The 16,942-nt window shown below is 64.0% G+C and carries 18 protein-coding genes; 5 read left to right on the forward strand and 13 right to left on the reverse strand.

Annotated features, from left to right (window positions below):
* Window positions 1-2: 2 nt before the first annotated feature.
* The gene (locus ABI213_RS19825) at window positions 3-833 is read right to left on the reverse strand and encodes a M90 family metallopeptidase (RefSeq protein WP_348006237.1); all 831 of its coding nucleotides are present in this window, start codon (window positions 831-833) and stop codon (window positions 3-5) included.
* A gap of 70 nt (window positions 834-903) precedes the next feature.
* Here ABI213_RS19825 and ABI213_RS19830 point away from each other — a divergent pair, with 70 nt between their 5' ends.
* The 4 genes from ABI213_RS19830 (at window position 904) to ABI213_RS19845 (ending at window position 3,327) form a co-directional block, all read left to right on the forward strand.
* On the forward strand, window positions 904-1,029 hold the full coding sequence (locus tag ABI213_RS19830) for a hypothetical protein (protein WP_348014606.1): 126 nt from the start codon (window positions 904-906) through the stop codon (window positions 1,027-1,029).
* 45 nt (window positions 1,030-1,074) lie between these two features.
* Window positions 1,075-1,263: a hypothetical protein gene (locus ABI213_RS19835; protein WP_348006238.1), complete on the forward strand. Its 189-nt coding sequence runs from the start codon at window positions 1,075-1,077 to the stop codon at window positions 1,261-1,263.
* A 21-nt stretch (window positions 1,264-1,284) separates the two neighbouring features.
* Complete coding sequence (locus tag ABI213_RS19840) at window positions 1,285-1,884, forward strand: hypothetical protein (protein WP_348028372.1); 600 nt, start codon at window positions 1,285-1,287, stop codon at window positions 1,882-1,884.
* Window positions 1,885-2,088: 204 nt separating this feature from the next.
* Window positions 2,089-3,327 (forward strand): DUF262 domain-containing protein, encoded by a 1,239-nt coding sequence (locus ABI213_RS19845; protein ID WP_348006240.1) that lies wholly within the window; start codon window positions 2,089-2,091, stop codon window positions 3,325-3,327.
* Between the two features lie 438 nt (window positions 3,328-3,765).
* Here ABI213_RS19845 and hutG read toward each other — a convergent pair whose 3' ends face one another.
* The 10 genes from hutG to hutU form a co-directional block, all read right to left on the reverse strand.
* Entirely contained in the window at window positions 3,766-4,566 is an 801-nt protein-coding gene (gene hutG, locus ABI213_RS19850; protein WP_348006241.1) for an N-formylglutamate deformylase, read from the reverse strand.
* Between the two features lie 2 nt (window positions 4,567-4,568).
* The gene (locus tag ABI213_RS19855) at window positions 4,569-5,957 is read right to left on the reverse strand and encodes a formimidoylglutamate deiminase (protein WP_348006242.1); all 1,389 of its coding nucleotides are present in this window, start codon (window positions 5,955-5,957) and stop codon (window positions 4,569-4,571) included.
* 460 nt (window positions 5,958-6,417) lie between these two features.
* Window positions 6,418-7,644: an imidazolonepropionase gene (gene hutI / locus ABI213_RS19860; protein ID WP_348006243.1), complete on the reverse strand. Its 1,227-nt coding sequence runs from the start codon at window positions 7,642-7,644 to the stop codon at window positions 6,418-6,420.
* Between the two features lie 47 nt (window positions 7,645-7,691).
* Window positions 7,692-8,252, reverse strand: a complete 561-nt coding sequence (locus ABI213_RS19865) for a HutD family protein (RefSeq protein WP_348006244.1) — start codon at window positions 8,250-8,252, stop codon at window positions 7,692-7,694.
* Window positions 8,249-9,748 (reverse strand): histidine ammonia-lyase, encoded by a 1,500-nt coding sequence (hutH, locus tag ABI213_RS19870; RefSeq protein ID WP_348006245.1) that lies wholly within the window; start codon window positions 9,746-9,748, stop codon window positions 8,249-8,251. The genes ABI213_RS19865 and hutH overlap by 4 nt, the downstream gene beginning before the upstream one ends.
* Window positions 9,745-10,527, reverse strand: a complete 783-nt coding sequence (locus ABI213_RS19875; protein WP_348028374.1) for an ATP-binding cassette domain-containing protein — start codon at window positions 10,525-10,527, stop codon at window positions 9,745-9,747. The genes hutH and ABI213_RS19875 overlap by 4 nt, the downstream gene beginning before the upstream one ends.
* 69 nt (window positions 10,528-10,596) lie before the next feature.
* Entirely contained in the window at window positions 10,597-11,313 is a 717-nt protein-coding gene (locus tag ABI213_RS19880; RefSeq protein WP_348006247.1) for an ABC transporter permease subunit, read from the reverse strand.
* Window position 11,314: 1 nt separating this feature from the next.
* Complete coding sequence (locus ABI213_RS19885; RefSeq protein WP_348028378.1) at window positions 11,315-12,040, reverse strand: ABC transporter permease subunit; 726 nt, start codon at window positions 12,038-12,040, stop codon at window positions 11,315-11,317.
* Between the two features lie 43 nt (window positions 12,041-12,083).
* On the reverse strand, window positions 12,084-12,932 hold the full coding sequence (locus tag ABI213_RS19890) for a transporter substrate-binding domain-containing protein (RefSeq protein ID WP_348007575.1): 849 nt from the start codon (window positions 12,930-12,932) through the stop codon (window positions 12,084-12,086).
* A 106-nt stretch (window positions 12,933-13,038) separates the two neighbouring features.
* Entirely contained in the window at window positions 13,039-14,733 is a 1,695-nt protein-coding gene (hutU, locus tag ABI213_RS19895; protein ID WP_348007574.1) for a urocanate hydratase, read from the reverse strand.
* 183 nt (window positions 14,734-14,916) lie between these two features.
* Here hutU and hutC (ABI213_RS19900) point away from each other — a divergent pair, with 183 nt between their 5' ends.
* Complete coding sequence (hutC, locus tag ABI213_RS19900) at window positions 14,917-15,702, forward strand: histidine utilization repressor (RefSeq protein WP_348007573.1); 786 nt, start codon at window positions 14,917-14,919, stop codon at window positions 15,700-15,702.
* A gap of 12 nt (window positions 15,703-15,714) precedes the next feature.
* Here the strand turns inward: hutC (ABI213_RS19900) and hutC (ABI213_RS19905) are convergent, their stop codons facing one another.
* Both hutC (ABI213_RS19905) and ABI213_RS19910 read right to left on the reverse strand, forming a co-directional pair.
* The gene (gene hutC, locus ABI213_RS19905) at window positions 15,715-16,479 is read right to left on the reverse strand and encodes a histidine utilization repressor (protein ID WP_348007572.1); all 765 of its coding nucleotides are present in this window, start codon (window positions 16,477-16,479) and stop codon (window positions 15,715-15,717) included.
* Window positions 16,480-16,509: 30 nt separating this feature from the next.
* The coding region (locus tag ABI213_RS19910) for an ABC transporter ATP-binding protein (RefSeq protein ID WP_348028376.1) at window positions 16,510-16,942 on the reverse strand (433 nt) is incomplete at its 5' end.

Genomic DNA, 16,942 nt, shown 5'->3' on the forward strand with positions numbered 1-16,942 from the left:
GATCACCACCCCGCCGGGTCCACCCGGTAGTAGCCGCTCAGCTCCTGGTACAGCGCCGCGTCGTAGTCTTTCAGCTCCGCCGCCTGCTCAAAGAACACCTCGGACACCACGGCGAAGAACTCTGCCGGGTCTTGCGCGCCGTAGTGGTTCAGCAGGCCGGGTTCGCCCACATGGGCCTCGCGCCGCAGCTTGGCGTAGGCTGCGTGAAACACCTGCGACCAGCGGGCCGGGTTGGCGTTGCGGTTGCGGTGCGGTGCGCCGTTGGCATGGCCTTTCTCTTGGTCCAGCTGGTGGGCAAATTCATGGACCACCACATTGCGCCCATCGTCCGGGGTAGTCGCACCTTCCAGCGCGTCGGTCCACGACAAAATCACCTGGCCTTGCGACCAGGACTCGCCCAGCAGCGCCTGCCGCTCTTCGCGCTGCACCACGCCATCGGTGTGCGTGCGCTGCACCGCAAACGCGCCGGGGTAGACCAGAATTTGCCGCAGGTGCGGGTACAGGCCAGTGGGCCGGTTCAGCACCAGCAGGCAGGCCTGGGCGGCAATCACCACCCGCATCTCGTCGGTGATGACCAAGCCCGCACAGCCCAAAAACGCCTTCTCGGCGATGAACACCTGCATTTGCTGTTTCAACTGCAACTGAAGGTCTACCGGCAGGCGGCGCACCAGCGGCACCCGGCGGCGCAAAATCTTGCGCCACGCCGCCGGGAAGGGCTGTTGCCGCACCCTGCGCCTGCGCCGCGCCACCCACCATTTGGGGGCTAGCCAGCCCAGGAGGCAAATGGCTGCGAGGAGCAGGAGGGCGAGGAAGGTGGCGGTAGGGGTGTCCATAAAAATGCAGCTGTAGGGCTAACTGGGTATTGGCTTGGCATTTGCAATGCCGGTGCCCATAATTCTGCGGATGCGTTACCCACATGCTTTGACCCGCCGCAACCTATTGCTAGCCCTGGCGGCGTGCACGCCACTCTGCCTGCGTGCGCAAGCTGCCGCCGTGGCCGATGAAACCTGGCTGGATACCACCCGCTAGCGCCCGTTACCGGTCAAGATACGCTGGCCCGACAAGCCTGGCGCTGTGCTACAGGTGCTGCTGTACTCGCACGGCCTGGGTGGTTCGCGCGATGGCGGGGCGGTCTGGGGCCAGGCCTGGGCGGATGCGGGCTTCTTGGTGGTCCACTTGCAGCACCCCGGCAGCGATACCGATGCGGCCCGCGCCGCAGGCCTGAACCGGGCCGCGCTGCGTAGCCTGGGCAGTGGCGAGTAACTGCGCCAGCGCCTGCAAGACGTGGTGTTTGCGCTGGACGAAATCGCCCTCCGCCAGCGCACCGGCCAGCCCGGTTGGGCCCGCGTCCGGCCCGATGCGGTGAGCCTGGGCGGCCATTCTTTTGGGGCCCACACCACACTCGGCATGGCGGGCCAAAGCTACCCCGGTTTCGCGAGCATGGACGAGCCCCGGCTGGGCGCGTTCATCGCTTTGTCGCCTGCCTTGCCGGTGGCCGGTGACGCCACCCAGGCCTTTGCCCGCGTGACCCGCCCGGTGCTGGTGGTCACCGGCACGCGCGACGGCGACGTAGTCGGCACGGGTGCGACGCCCGAGCGTCGCTGTGCGGTGTTTGCCGCCTTGCCGCCCGGCGGCAAAGCCCTGCTGGTGCTGCAGGATGCCGACCATATGACCCTGGGCGGCGGCGCTGGCGCTATCCAGCGCCCCTTCATGCAAGCCCGCCGCAACGAAGCCACCCGCGTCCAGGAAGAGCGCCACCATGCGCTGCTGGCGCAGATAACCTCCAACTGGTGGCGGGCGAATTTGCTGGGCGATGCGGATGCGCGGGCTCGGCTGGTGCGTCCGGCGGCGCTGGATGCGGGTGATGTCTGGCAGCAGAAGTGATGGAGGGTGATTGGGCAGCGGGATTGGAGACTTTGCTGGGTTTACTGTCAAAGTTTGGCGTTGCTTTGGTGTGTGGTTGGAGAGAGCAGCTTCGGGCCAGAAGCGGAAGTTCATCGTGCCTCTCTAGGTTTCTGAGTGGCGAGGGTCGAAATCTCTGACCTGCGCCGTTACAGTGGTGAGTCAAGAAACAATAGCGAGGTCAACATGAAAACAAACAAGAAGCCTTGGCCCATTGGCACCGTGTCGCACGTTAATGGAATCCGAAAGCGCATCGACACGAATCCTGATTTCCAACGACCCGCGGTTTGGTCTACTTCGCAGAAGCAGCTTCTCGTTGACACGATTCTGCGCGAGTACGACGTGCCGAAGATGTACTGGCGGAAGCTAGGCACCACGCCAGATAGGTATGACGTCGTAGATGGGCAGCAGCGCTTGCGGGCGATATGGGGATTTGTAGACGGGGACTTCAAACTCCCAAAGGATGCTGAGGTGGTTGACGGACTGGTCACCGCTGGGTGCACCTATGAGACTCTTCCAGATGACCTGCGCGTGCGATTCGATACTTACGCGCTCGACGTGGTGATACTTGAAGACACTGATGAGGACGAGGTGCGAGAGATGTTCCTGCGTCTGCAGAACGGCACTTCGCTGAAGGCACAGGAAAAAAGAAACGCAATGCCTGGAGCCATGCGCCAGTTCGTACGATCATTGACTCAGCATGATTTCTTCAACCGTGTCGGCTTCTCAAACACCAGGTTCACACATGACCAAGTTGCGGCGCAGATGGTATGCCTCGAGCTTGCCGCAGGCCCGGTCAACGTGAAAAACGCTGACCTCAATCGCATATACGAACTACACCAAGACTTCGATGTAAACGGCCCGGTGGCGAAAGCGGTGCGTCGAACGCTCGGTTTGCTCGAAGAGGTATTTTTTGATAAGACGCCAGAGTTGGAGCGTTATAACGCGATCGCGTTGTACTGTGTATTCGCAGAGCTACAGCGGATGTATGCCATAGCTAGCATAAAACCTGAGTTGCGGGGATGGTTTCTTGAATTTGAAGCGAGGCGCCGCTCACAGGAAGAGCTCGACGAAGAGCACGCAGATACTGAATGGGTGACCTACAAGGAGCGTATCAGTCATAGTACTGACGCACAGGAGTCCATCAGATTTCGTATGGACTTCATGCTTCGTCACTTGCTTAGTAAATTTCCGGACCTTTCGCTCAAAGACAACCAGCGGGGTTTCACTCATATTCAGAAGCTTGCTGTTTTCCGCCGAGACAATCAGGTGTGCCAAGTCAAACTCAAGTGTGAAGGTATTCGGGTTGAATGGGACAACTGGCACTGCGACCACCGAATTGCATGGTCAAAAGGTGGCGCAACGACCGTGGCAAACGGTCAAGTTGCATGCCCTGCCTGCAATCTCGCAAAAGGCGGAGATTGAGTTGCAATAGGTCGATTTCTGTGTGCGGCCTGTAATCGGTATATCGCTAGCGTGGTCGTCATCTCTCGACCAACTGCTTCAGAAAAGGGTTAACTGCCGCTTCGGACGCACAGCCGTTCTCGGCACCCCCTAATACTGGTCGTTCAGTTTGTCAAAATTCGATGTCTGCTTTCGGGCACCAATTACCGGTGGCAGTGGGCCCTAACCAGACATTTGCCTCCGTTGGCCCTGGCCGCGCCTATTTCCGTCTCAATCTGGCCCTGCGCTTGCCACGGCGTTATCGGCAGGCGCAGTGCTACTTTGACGGACACCGATGGCGGTCTTGCACTACATCAGGCGGATGCCCTTGGTGGCAGCAACGAGGGAGTGATGGGTGCTGTTTTTTAAGTAGCGTTTCGTGCTTGTTCCGCCTGCGTCAAAGCCTTCTTTTCTTTAAATTTAAAGGGGCTGCTGCGCAAACTCCAAAGCCGCCTCCACCATCCGCCGCAAATGCGGTTGGATGCCCGCCGCTACCTCGGGCAGGTAGTCGAAGGGCATGGCTTCTTGCATGTAACTGCTTTGCGTCATTTCCAGCTGGATGGCGTGGATGTGGTGCGCGGGTTGGCCGTAGTGGCGGGTGATGTAGCCGCCTTGGAAGCGGCCATTCAGAACGGCGGTGTAGCCGGGGGCGTTTTGGGCGATGGCGAGAAGGCTAGCGGATAGCACGGGGTCGCAGCTGCTGCCGTTGCCGCTGCCTAAATTCAAATCCGGCAGCTTGCCCTCGAAGAAGCGCGGCACCACCGAGCGGATGGAGTGTGCGTCCCACAGCACGGCTTTGCCGTGGACGGCCTGGATGCGGGCCAGCTCGGCATGGAGTCGCTGGTGGTAGGGCTGCCACAGCGTGTCTCGGCGCAGGGCGATTTCGACATCGTTAGGCACATCGGCGGGGTCTTGGTACAGCGGCTGGTTGTTGAAGTCGTCCACCGGGCACAGGCCGGTGACATTCTTGCCGGGGTACAGGCTGGCCCCGCTGGGGTCGCGGTTCAGGTCGATCACGTAGCGGGAATGCGTGGCGATGAGCACCGACGCGCCGATCTCCTGCGCAAAGCCGTACAGGCGCTCCAGGTGCCAGTCGGTGTCGTGCACCTGCCGGGCGGTGTCGGTTAGGCGGTCGACCAGCGCAGGCGGCAGGTAGGTGCCCACGTGGGGCATGGAGACCAGCAGCGGCTGGCTGCCTTGGATGAATTTGAAAGCTTGCATGTTCAGACCTGGGTGAGTTGGCTGCGGGCTTGGACGAATGCTACTGCGGCTGCGTCGTGCAATGGATGGCGGCCTTGCCGGGTGCGCTGCTGGCCGCCGACCCACACGCTGGTCAGCGCAGAAGTGCGGTGGCTGGCGAAGACGTGGGCCGAGAGCATCTCGGGTGCGTTCAGGCCTGCCAGGGCGAGGTGCTGCGCGTCCAGCACGCAGAAGTCGGCGCGCTGGCCTGCCGCCAATCCACTTTCCACACCTTGTGCGGCGCGGCCCGATGCCTGTGCGCCTCCGGCTACGGCTTGCAGCAGGGTAGCGGTGGCGACCTGGGCCTGGGTTGCGCTGGCCAGCACGTTGCGCTGGCGGAACTGCAGGCGCTGGCCGTATTCGAGCAGCATCAGCTCTTCGGCGGCGTTGACGCAGGCGTGGCTGTCGGAGCCGATGCCCCAGGCTCCGCCTGCCGCCCGCCAGCGTGGCATGTCGAACAGGCCGTCGCCCAGGTTGGCCTCGGTGCTGGGGCAGATGCCGGCCACGGCACCGCTGGCCGCCGCGCGCTGGTATTCGGTGTCGCTCATGTGGGTGGCGTGGATGAGGCACCAGCGGGCATCGACCGGCGCGTGGTCCAGTAGCCATGCCACCGGGCGCTGGCCGCTCCAGCCCAGGCAGGCATCCACCTCGGCGGTCTGCTCGGCGATGTGGATGTGCACCGGGGCGGACGCGTCCATGGCGTGCAGCCCGGCGACTGCCTCGCGCAGGCTGTCGGGCGGCACGGCGCGCAGCGAATGCGGGGCCAGGCCCAGGCGTGCATCTTGCGCGTCGCACAGCGGTTTCAGGGTCTGTAGCAGGCGCAGCATGGAGTCGGTGCTACGGATAAACCGCGCCTGGCCCGCGTTGGGCGGGATGCCACCGAAGCCGCTGGTTTGGTACAGCACGGGCAGCAGGGTGATGGCGATGCCGGCGGTGTGCGCCGCGCGCAACAGCGCTTTGGACAGCTCCGCATCGTTGGCGTAGGGGGTGCCGTCGGCGCTGTGGTGCAGGTAGTGGAACTCGCAGACCGACGTGTAGCCCGCTTCCAGCATTTCGATGTACAGCCAGGTGGCGATGGCCTCGACTTGTTCGGGGGAGAGGCGGGCCGCAAACTGGTACATCAGGCTGCGCCAGCTCCAGAAGCTGTCTTGTGCTTCCCCCCGGAATTCTGTGAGTCCGGCCATGGCGCGCTGGAAGGCGTGGGAGTGCAGGTTGGGGAGGCCCGGGGTGACGGGCCCTGCGGCCTGGGGGGTGTTGCCGGGGGCGGTGTGGGGGGTGACTGCGGTGAGTTCACCGTTGGCGTTCCATTCGAGGAGGACGTTGTTTGCCCAACCGGTGGGGAGGAGGGCATCTTGGGCGTGGAGGGTGTTCATCGGCGCGGCTTGTTGATGGAGATTGTCGGCCGGGGTGTGGGGATCGCGGCTGGGGGTAACGGCCCATTTCCGCGCCCTAGGCGCGATGGGGCGCGTGGCGCCCCCGATCCCGATCCCCGGGGTCCCCCTCTAGATGCGCCGAGGAGCACAGCTTTGGGCGGAAAAGGGCTGGCGTTGTTTGAGCCGCAGGCGAGTTTAGCCAGACCCCGCCCAAAGCGCGCACCGCAGGTTCCCGCAGCGACAGCGGAGGGCGCAGGTAGTGGGGGTGGCCTTTCTTTTGGTGACTTTTCTTTGGCCAAGCAAAGAAAAGTTACTGCCCTGCCGGGGGCACAGCCCGGCCAGGGATCGCCGTTAACGCCAACCCACCAATAGGGGTCAGAGCCCCAATGCGAGAAGCACCCCTCTCGCCCGGCAAAAATTTGGCCCGCAATGGGGATCTGACCCCTATTGGCTACCACCGTCATGGCTGCAACAGCCCGAGGGCGTCAATGGCCACCCGCCCTTGGCGAACGATGGTGCGCGGGGTTTGGTGGGCGAGCCAATAGACCAGTTCCGCTGGTTCGCTCAAGTCCCACAGGATGAAGTTGGCAGGCCGCCCCACTGCCAGCACACCGTGCGTGTCTTGCAGACCCAGCGCGCGGGCGGCGTGGCTGGTGATGCCTGCCAGCGCCTCGGGCACGGTCAGGCGGAACATGGTGCAGGCCATGTTGGCCATCAACAGCAGACTCAGCGTGGGCGAGGTGCCGGGGTTGTGGTCGGTGGACACGGCCATGGGCACACCGGCGGCGCGCAGGGCGGCAATCGGCGGCAGGTGGGTATCGCGCAACGTGTAGTACGCGCCGGGTAGCAGCACCGCCACGGTGCCAGAAGCGCGCATGGCCTCGATACCGGTTGGCGACAAGTGCTCGATGTGGTCGGTTGATAAAGCGCCGTACCGGGCGGCCAATGCCGAGCCACCCATGTCCGACAGCTGTTCTGCATGCAGCTTCACCGGCAAACCCAATGCGTGCGCAGCCTTGAAAACCTGCTCCGTCTCGGCGAGCGAAAACGCGATGCGCTCGCAGAACACGTCCACCGCGTCTACCAGCCCTTCGGCATGCAGTGCGGGCAGCATCTCGTTGCATACCAGGTCGATGTAGTCCTGCCTGCGCCCCGCGTACTCGGGCGGCAGGGCGTGCGCGCCCAGGAAGGTGGTGCGCACGGTCACGCCGAAATCCACGCCCAGACGGCGGGCCACGCGCAGCTGCTTGCGCTCGTGCTCCAGTGCCAGGCCGTAGCCGGATTTGATCTCGATGGCGCAGACACCGTCGGCCAGCAACTGCTGCAGGCGTGGCGCGGCCTGGGCATAGAGCGCATCTTCGCTGGCCGCGCGGGTGGCGCTGACGGACGAGACGATACCGCCACCGGCTTTAGCCACCTCTTCGTAACTGGCACCGGCCAGCCGCATGGCAAATTCATTCGCCCGCTGGCCGCCGTAGACCAGGTGGGTGTGGCAATCGACCAGCCCCGGCGTGGCCAGCGCATGGCGGGCATCAACGCGTGGCAGGGCGGCGAACGCGGCGGGCAAAGCTGCGATATCGCCCATCCAGGCGATCTGGCCGTGCTGCACCGCCAGGGCGTTGGCTTCGCCGCCATCGGCCAGCCGCAGGGAGTGCCACACGCCGTCGGCGTTGGGGAGGTGTTTCATGGATTTTGCTATTGAATAATGAGCTGCTAGCGCAGGTGCTACCTACGCTAGCAGCCTGTTTGGCTTAAAGAAACTGCTATCAATAATGCGGCAGCAGTCTGCGGCGTCACCGACAACTGCACCGCCGCATCCCACCACAAGCCCTGGCCCGGAGCGCAACGGGCATCACCTACTTGCCAACTGCCGCGCAGCACCATCAGCAGGCCGCTGGAAGCGGCGATGTCTTCGGCGGCAGCCAGTATCCGCACATCCGCCCGCACCCGCCCGCGCCGCGCCATGACGTTGAAGTCGGTCGATGCACCCCCCAGCAGCGTGCAGCCCAGCGCCACGTCGCCAGAGAACGCGAACGGCTGGCCGGGCGTGTCCAGCCGGTGGTTGATGTCGCCGCCCTGCAAGTGCACACCCGCGCCGTCCAGCAGCAGGATCACGCGGTCGATTCCCGGGAACGCCGAGAACGGCCCCGCCTTGGCGATGCTGGCAATGCTGACGCGCCAGTCGAAGCTGTCCATGCCCGCGCCGGGCGGCTGGCAGACGATTTCACGGGTGGTGCCGCCGCCGTTTTTCCACGGCGTGGCGGGCAGGGCGGCGGTGTCAAAAGTGTGGATCATGCGAACGGGGTCCGTAGCAGCGTGGCGGCCTGCGCAATGTCGGGGGCCAGGAAGCGGTCGGCATCGAAGGACGGCACGTGCTGGCGCAGCAGTTGCCTGGCCCGGCCGGTGCCTTCGCCGAAGCGCTGTGCTTTCAAAAACTCTAGCGCCTGGGCGGCCAGCAGATATTCAATCGCCAAGATTTGTGTCAGGTTCTCCAGTGACTTGTGCAGGTCCAGCGCGGCGGTGGTGCCCAGGCTCAGGTGGTCTTCTTGCCCGCCGGAGGTGACGAAGTTGTCTACCACCACCGGCTGGGCCAGGCGGCGGTTTTCGCCGACCAGCGAGGCGGCGGTGTACTGCGCAATCATCAGGCCTGAATGGACCCCCGGCTCGGCCACCAGAAATGCGGGCAGGCCGCTGAGCACTGGGTTCACCAGCCGGTCCAGCCGCCGTTCGGCCACGCCGCCCAGCTCGGCCGCGGCGATGCGCAACAGGTCGCAGGCCATGGCCACCGATTCGCCGTGCGGGTTGGCCTGCGACATGACGCGGTAGGCCTGGGGCGTGCCCAGCAGCAGCGGGTTGTCGGTGGCGGAATTCAGTTCAATCTCGATCTGTTGTATCGCGTGGGCGATCTGGTCGCGGCAGGCCCCGTGGATTTGCGGCATGGAGCGGATGCTGAGTGCGTCTTGCGTGCGCAGCCCGTAGCTGCTGGCGATCACCTCGCTGCCCGCCAGCAGGCTGCGCAAACGCTGGCCTACCCGCTGCATGCCGGGGTGGGGTTTGAGGGCCAGGATGTCGGCATCGAAGGCTGCGATTTGCCCGCGCAGGGCTTCGAAGCTCATGGCCCCGGTCACGTCGGCCCAATCGGCCAAGCGCTCTACGTCGGCCAAGGCCAGTGCGGCCAGCCCCGTCATACAGGGCGTGCCGTTGACCAGGCACAGGCCGTCTTTCGCGCCCAGCACCAGGGGTTGCAGGCCATTGGTGGCCAACGCTTCCGCTGCGGGCAGGGTGCGGCCCTGCCAGAGCACATCGCCCACGCCCAGCAGCGCCACGCCGATGTGCGCCATGTGCGTGAGGTAGCCCACCGAGCCTTGCGACGGCACGCAGGGCGTGATGCCTGCGTTCAGCAGCGTCTGCAGGCCCGCCACCACCTGGGGCTGCAGGCCCGAATAGCCCTGGCAGAAGTTGGCCAGCGCCGCCACGATGATGGCGCGGGTTTGCGGCACGCTCAGCAGCGGCCCCACGCCGCAGGCATGGCTGAGCAGCGTGTTGTGCGAGAGCTGGGCCAACTGCTCGCCGTGCAGCAGCACATTGCTCAAGGCCCCTAGGCCGGTGCTGATGCCGTAAGCCCGTTCGCCGCTGGCCACGATGCGCTGCACGATTGCCTGGGCGTTGCCGATGCGCGCCCAGGCGGGTTCTGATATCTCCAGCCGCGCGCCATCGCGGGCCACAGCGACCAAATCTCGGTAGCCCAGAGGGCTATCGCCCAGTACAACGGGGTGTGCGGAATCTGTCATGCAGCGGCCCGATCTTGGTGGCTGGAGGTGAACTGGCGAAAGCGCTCGGTGGCGTGCGTGCCAAACACGTCGGCGGGCGCGCCCTCTACGTCGATCACGCCCTGGTGCATGAAGACGACGCGGTTGGACACATTCCGCGCAAAACCCATTTCGTGGGTCACCACCAGCATGGTGCGGCCTTCTTCGGCCAGGGAGCGCATCACTTTCAGCACTTCGCCAACCAGCTCGGGGTCGAGCGCCGAGGTGGGTTCGTCAAACAGCATGACCTGCGGGCGCATGGCCAGCGCGCGGGCAATCGCCACGCGTTGCTGCTGGCCGCCCGAAAGGTGCGCCGGGTAGTAGTCGCGCCGCTCGAACAGGCCGACGCGTTGCAGCAACTGGTCGGCCTCTTCCACGCATTCGGCGCGGGGGCGCTTTTGCACCCGCATCGGGCCTTCGATCAGGTTCTGCAGCACCGTCATGTGCGACCACAGGTTGAAGCTCTGGAACACCATGGCCAGTTGCGAGCGCATGCGTTCGACCTGCTTGCGGTCCATGGCCTCCATGCGGCCGTCTTTGCGTTGGCGCACTTTCAGCACCTCGCCGTCCAGCTGCATGCTGCCCTCGTCGGGTGTTTCCAGCAGGTTGATGCAGCGCAGGTAGGTGCTCTTGCCCGAGCCGCTGGCCCCCAGGATCGAGATCACATCGCCCTTGTGGGCATCCAGGGTGATGCCCTTGAGCACGTGGTGGCTGCCAAAGGATTTGTGGATGCCGGTGGTGGATAGCGTAGGTGTGGTCATGGCGTTAACGTGAAATAGCTTTCATGCTCCAGGGCGGCCCTGCCGCTGGAGCCATGAAAGTTTGGGGATTCATGCCGTTTGGACGGTCGGGGTACTGTGGGGCCGTTTGCGCAGGTGCGGTGACAGCCGATGCTCTAGCAGGGCCACGGCGCGCACCAGCAGAAAGTTCAGCACCAGGTAGATGGCGGCGGCGCAGATAAACACCTCCATGGTGCGGTAGGTGCGCTGGATGATCTGCTGGGCCACACCGGTCACGTCCCATACCGTCACCAGGCTGGCCAGCGCGGTGGATTTCACCAGCAGCACCGCCTCGGTGGAGTAAGCGGGCAGGCATTGGCGCAGCGCGATAGGGGCGATCACGCGCTGTAGCAGCGTCCAGCGTGACATGCCGGTGGCCAGCCCGGCTTCAATCTGGCCATGGGGTACGGCCATCAGCCCGCCGCGCAAGATCTCGGCCGTGTAGCCCGCTGTGCATAGGGCCAGTGCCAGGACGGCGCAGGAGTAGGGCGAGCGCAGCACCAGCCAGAAGACGCTGTTGCGCACCACTTCAAACTGGCCCAGGCCGTAATAGACCAGGAACAGCTGGATCAGCAGCGGCGAGCCGCGGAACACCAGCACATAGCCGCGTGCGAACCAACTCAATGCCGGGTAGGCGCTGACGCGCATGGCCACGATCACCAGCGACAGCAGGCCGCCGCACAGCAGCGACAAAAAGAACAGGCCCAGCGTGGTCGGCACAGCGGCCAGCAGCTTGCCCAGGGTGTCGAGTAGGAAGTCGATGTCCATGTCAGTGGCCTCCGGCCAGGCTGCGGCGTTGCGATTTGTTCATGTGGCGTTCGGAGCGGCCAAAAACCTGGTTCGACATGCCCGTCAGCACCAGATAAATAAGGCCGCCGACGATGTAGAAGGTGAAGTACTGGCGGGTGGAACCGGCACCGATCTGGGTGGTGCGCATCAGCTCGGCCAGGCCGGTAACCGAGATCAGGGCCGAGTCCTTCAGGCTCATCTGCCAGACGTTGCCCAAGCCGGGCAGCGACAGACGAAAAATCTGCGGCATCAAAATGCGTTGCGCCAACATCAGCGTGGGCATGCCGATGGAGCGTGCGGCCTCCAGCTCGCCTTGCACCACGGCCAGGTAGGCACCGCGGTAGACCTCGGCCTGGTACGAGCCGGAAATCATGCCAACCGCCAGCGCCCCCACCAGAAACGGTGGCGTGGCGATAAAACCCTCGGCCCCAAACCACTGGCCAATGGCGGTGATGGCGGTGGAGCCGCCGAAGTAAAACAGGTAGATCACCAGCAGCTCCGGGATGCCCCGAAACACGGTCGAGTACAGCTCGCCCAGCGCGCGCCAGCCGCGCCGTGGCGACAGCTTGGCGGCGGCGACCAGCGCGCCGAACACCGCGCCCACCAGCAAGCCGCACAGCGTCAGGGCAACCGTCAACAGGGTGGCGAGGAGCAGGGCCGAGCCCCAGCCTTGCTCGCCAAACCCCAGCATGTCGAACAATTCCATCATGGTCTTTCGGTAAGGATGGTTGCGGTGGCCGCAGCGTGGATTAAAGGGTGTTGGTCAAATCGGTTTTGAACCACTTCAGCGACAGCTTCTTCACCGTGCCGTCGGCCAGTGCAGCCTTGATGGCCACGTCGAACTTGGCTTTCAGGTCGGCATCGGCTTTGCGAAAGCCCAGGGCTTCGCCTTCACCAAACACCAGGCCGCCGATCTTGGGGCCGGTGTAGGCCAGGCCCTTGCTGTCGGGTTTTTCCAGGATGGAGTTGATCAGGGTCACGTCGTCAAACGCGGCATCGATGCGACCAGCCTTCAGGTCCAGCATGGTGTCGGCCGAGGCGCTGTATTCGCGGATGGTGGCGATGTCCTTGAAGTGCGCGTCCATGAAGGCGGTGTAGACGGTGCCCGAGGCGATGCCGATGGTCTTGCCCTTGAGGGCGGCGCGCAGGGGCTCGATGGCGGCGCGCACGGCTTTTGCGTCGGTGCCCAGCTTCAGGGTGGGGCCCTTGGATTCGGGCAACAGTTTGCCGGTAGCGGCCACAAAACTGGCCGAGGTAGAGGCGTAGGGGGCCGAGAAGGCAATTTCTTTCTTGCGCTCTTCGGTGATGACGATGGAGTCCATCATCACGTCGTACTTGCCCGCTTTCAGGCCGGCGATCATGCCGTCCCAGTTTTGCACCACCAGCTTGCAGGTGATTTGCGCGCGCTTGCACAGGTCTTCCACCATCTCGACTTCGAAGCCGCCGAGCTTGCCGCCGGGCAGGGTCAGGTTCCAGGGTTCGTAGGCGCCTTCGGTGGCGATGGTGACGGACTTCCAGTCTTTGGCCTGGGCCGGTGCGGCGCAGGCCAGGAGGCCCAAGGCCAGCAGGCTGGCGGTGAATCGTGGCGAAATGGTCATGGTCTTACTTTCGGAGAGGTTGAGGGAATGGAGAAATTTGGATAAAAAGTGCCGCTAGCGCAAGGCATACCGGCGCTGGCAGCTATAAATAAAGTAGCGGTCGTAGTTACTTCACCATGGGCAGGTTCAGGCCTTGTTTCTTGGCTGTGGCAATCGCAATCTCATAACCGGCATCGGCGTGGCGCATCACACCGGAGCCGCTGTCGTTGACCAGCACGCGGGCCAGGCGCTCGGCGGCGGCATCCGTGCCGTCGGCCACGATGACCATGCCGGAGTGCTGCGAATAGCCCATGCCGACCCCGCCGCCGTGGTGCAGGCTGACCCAGCTGGCACCACCCGCCGTGTTCAGCAGCGCGTTGAGCAACGGCCAGTCGCTGACGGCATCGGTGCCGTCCATCATGGATTCGGTTTCGCGGTTCGGGCTGGCCACGGAACCCGTGTCCAGGTGGTCGCGGCCGATGACGATGGGCGCTTTGAGCTCACCGTTTTTCACCATCTCATTGAAGGCCAGGCCGGCGATGTGGCGCTCGCCCAGGCCCAGCCAGCAGATGCGCGCGGGCAGGCCCTGAAAGGCGATGCGTTCACGCGCCATGTCCAGCCAGCGGTGGGTGTGGTGGTTGTTTGGGAACAGCTCTTTGATCTTGGCATCGGTCTTGAAGATGTCTTCCGGGTCACCCGACAAGGCCACCCAGCGGAACGGGCCCTTGCCTTCGCAGAACAGCGGGCGGATGTAGGCGGGCACAAAGCCGGGGAAGTCGAAGGCATTTTTCACGCCCACATCAAAGGCCACCTGGCGGATGTTGTTGCCGTAGTCCACCGTGGGGATGCCCATGGCCTGGAAGTCCAGCATGGCCTGCACGTGCACGGCGCAGCTCTGGGCGGCGGCGGCGGTCAGGGCGGCGTGCTGGGCCGGGTTCTTTTGCGCGGCCTTCCAGTCGGCCACGCTCCAGCCGGTGGGCAGGTAGCCATTGACCAGGTCGTGGGCCGAGGTCTGGTCGGTCACCAGATCGGGCTTGATGGCGCCCGCCTTGGCGCGGCGCACCAGCTCGGGCAGCACGTCGGCGGCATTGCCCAGCAGGGCGATGGACACGGCTTCCTTGGCATCGCAGTGCTGTTGGATCAGTTCCAGTGCATGGTCAATGTCGCGGGCCTGTTTGTCCACGTAGCGGGTGCGCAGGCGGAAGTCAATGCTGCTTTGCTGGCACTCGATGTTCAGCGACACCGCACCCGCCAGAGTGGCGGCCAGCGGCTGCGCGCCACCCATGCCGCCCAGACCGGCGGTCAAAATCCATTTGCCGGTCCAGTCGTTGTTGAAATGCTGGCGACCGGCTTCGACGAAGGTCTCGAACGTGCCCTGCACGATGCCCTGGCTGCCGATGTAGATCCAGCTGCCCGCCGTCATCTGGCCGTACATGAACAGGCCTTTGCGGTCCAGTTCGTGGAAGTGTTCCCAGTTGGCCCACTTGGGCACGAGGTTGGAGTTGGCGATCAGCACGCGCGGGGCGTTGGTGTGGGTTTTGAACACGCCGACCGGTTTGCCGCTTTGTACCAGCAGGGTTTCGTCGTCCTCCAACACCTTCAGCGAGGCCAGGATCTGGTCAAAACAGGCCCAGTTGCGGGCCGCGCGGCCAATGCCACCGTAGACCACCAGGTTTTTCGGGTCCTCGGCCACCTCGGGGTCGAGGTTGTTTTGCAGCATGCGGTAGGCGGCCTCAGCGATCCAGTTTTTGCAGTTCAGCGTGCTGCCACGCGGGGCGCGGATTTCGCGGCTGGCATCGAAGCGGGGGTCTTGGGTGGTCATGGCAGCGTCCTTGGCGTAAAAGGGGAGGAAAGGAAAAGAACCGAGGTTGAATGGGGTACAACTTTTGCGGCGAACTGGATTGCAAGCAGTGGTGGTTTCATGGTCTTTAATGAAATTTACTGAATGCAACAAGCATGCCAATCAACCAAGTTGTATTTACAACTTTCTCGATCATAATTTGTTATGTCTACAAAACTCAAGGTTGTGCGGTCTAAGGAAAACCCTGATCTGGTGCCTCGCGCACCCGCTGAGGGGCTAGACGAGGCCGCAGACGGCGCTTTGCCCGCGTTTGAGCGCATCAAACGCCATGTTTTGGCGCAAATCCAGTCGGGGGCTTGGCAAGAAGGCGATGCCATTCCGGGCGAAGAGCACCTGGCCAAAAGCTTTGGCGTGTCGCGCATGACCGTGGGGCGTGCACTGCGAGAGCTCAGCAATGACCGCATTGTGGTGCGCGTGCAGGGTTCAGGCACCTTTGTGGCGCAGCAAAAGTACCAGGCGACGCTGGTCGAGATCCGCAACATCGCCGAAGAAGTCAAAATGCGCGGCCACGTGCACACCAGCGAGCTGCATTTGGCCGAGCGCTGCAAGGCCGACACCGCGCTGGCCACCCAGTTCGAGGTGAAGCTGGGCCATCCCTTGTTCCATACCATCGTGGTGCATTTCGAGGACGGTGTGGCGATCCAGGTGGAGGACCGCCATGTCAATCCGTTTGTCGCCCCGGATTATTTGAACCAGGACTTTCGCACCCACACCGCCAATGAATACCTGATGCGGGTCGCGCCGCTACAAGGTGTGCGCTTTGTGATCGAGGCCGGCCAGCCGACCCCCGCTACCGCCGAAATGCTGCATATGCCAGCCCAGGAGCCCTGCCTGGTGTTGCGCCGCCGTACCTATTCGCAAGGCCACGTCGCCTCGGTGGCGGCCATGTGGCACCCGGCATCGCGCTACCGCTTCGCCGGGAGTTTTTAACCCCGAGTGTGTTTAGCTCGTGACCGCATTCCCATCGGTGCGGAAACGGCTGCCCAGCCGGTAGCGTGCGCCGGGGTGCAGGCAGCGCACCAAAGTAATGGGTACGTCGCGCATCCAGGTGCGGCGGGTCAGCAGCAGGCAGGGTTGGTGGGCATCCATTTGCAGCAGGGCGGCCTGCTCGGCGGTGGGCAACACGGCATCCACCACATGCTCCATCTGGTCGAACAGCACGGTGCGCACCAGGTAGTCAGACGGCTGCTCGGTTTGGAAATCCTGGCCACCAAAGTCAGGCGCCATGCGCGGGTTGACGAAGCGGTCTTCCAGCTGCATGGCCACGCCGTCCTCTAAGTGCACGCAGACGGTATGGAACACCGACTCGCCGGTGTGCAGGCCCAGCGCAGCGGCCACTTCCAGCGTGGCCGAGATGCGTTCGATGGTGACCATCTGGCAGTGGTAGTCGTGGCCGCGGCGGCGGATGTCGTCGGCCAGGCGGGCGATCTGCAGCAGGTTGGCCTGGGGTTTGTCGTCGGCCACAAAGCTGCCCACACCGGCCACGCGGCGGATGCGGCCCTGCTCTTGCAACTCGCGCAGCGCGCGGTTCACGGTCATGCGCGACATGCCGAACTGCAGCACCAGGTCGTTCTCGGACGGCAGGCGGTCGCCAGGGGTCCAGGTGCCGTCCTGGATCTTGCCTGCCACAAAGTCTTTGATGTGCTGGTAGCGGACCATGGGCGGCGTAGCGACAGGGGAGGCTGGAGAAGTGCGTTTGGTGACCATTGAACTACGATAACAGGGCGGGGCGGCGTTTTAATGGTCCGCCGCCATCGACTCGGCGCGGATCTCTTCGGTGAGCCGAGCCTTGAGCTGCATGAATTCGGGTGTGGTCTTGAGCGTGTAGTGGCGCGGGTGCGGCAGGTCCACCGCGATGTCCGATTTGATGCGGCCCGGCCGGGCGCTGAACACCGCCACCCGGTTGGCCATGAAGATGGCTTCGTCGATGTCGTGGGTAACGAACAGCACGGTTTTGCGCGCAGATTCCCATATGCCCAGCAGCAGCTCTTGCATCAGCACCCGGGTCTGGTTGTCCAGCGCGCCAAAGGGCTCGTCGAGCAGCAGAATCTTCGGGTCGTTGGCCAGGGCCCGCGCAATCGCCGTGCGCTGCTGCATGCCGCCGGATAGCTGTTTGGGAAAGTGACGCTCGAAGCCCGCGAGCCCGACCTTGGCGATGAAGCCGTTGGCG

This window comes from Rhodoferax sp., assembly GCF_039922535.1.
GTDB lineage: Bacteria > Pseudomonadota > Gammaproteobacteria > Burkholderiales > Burkholderiaceae_C > Rhodoferax_B.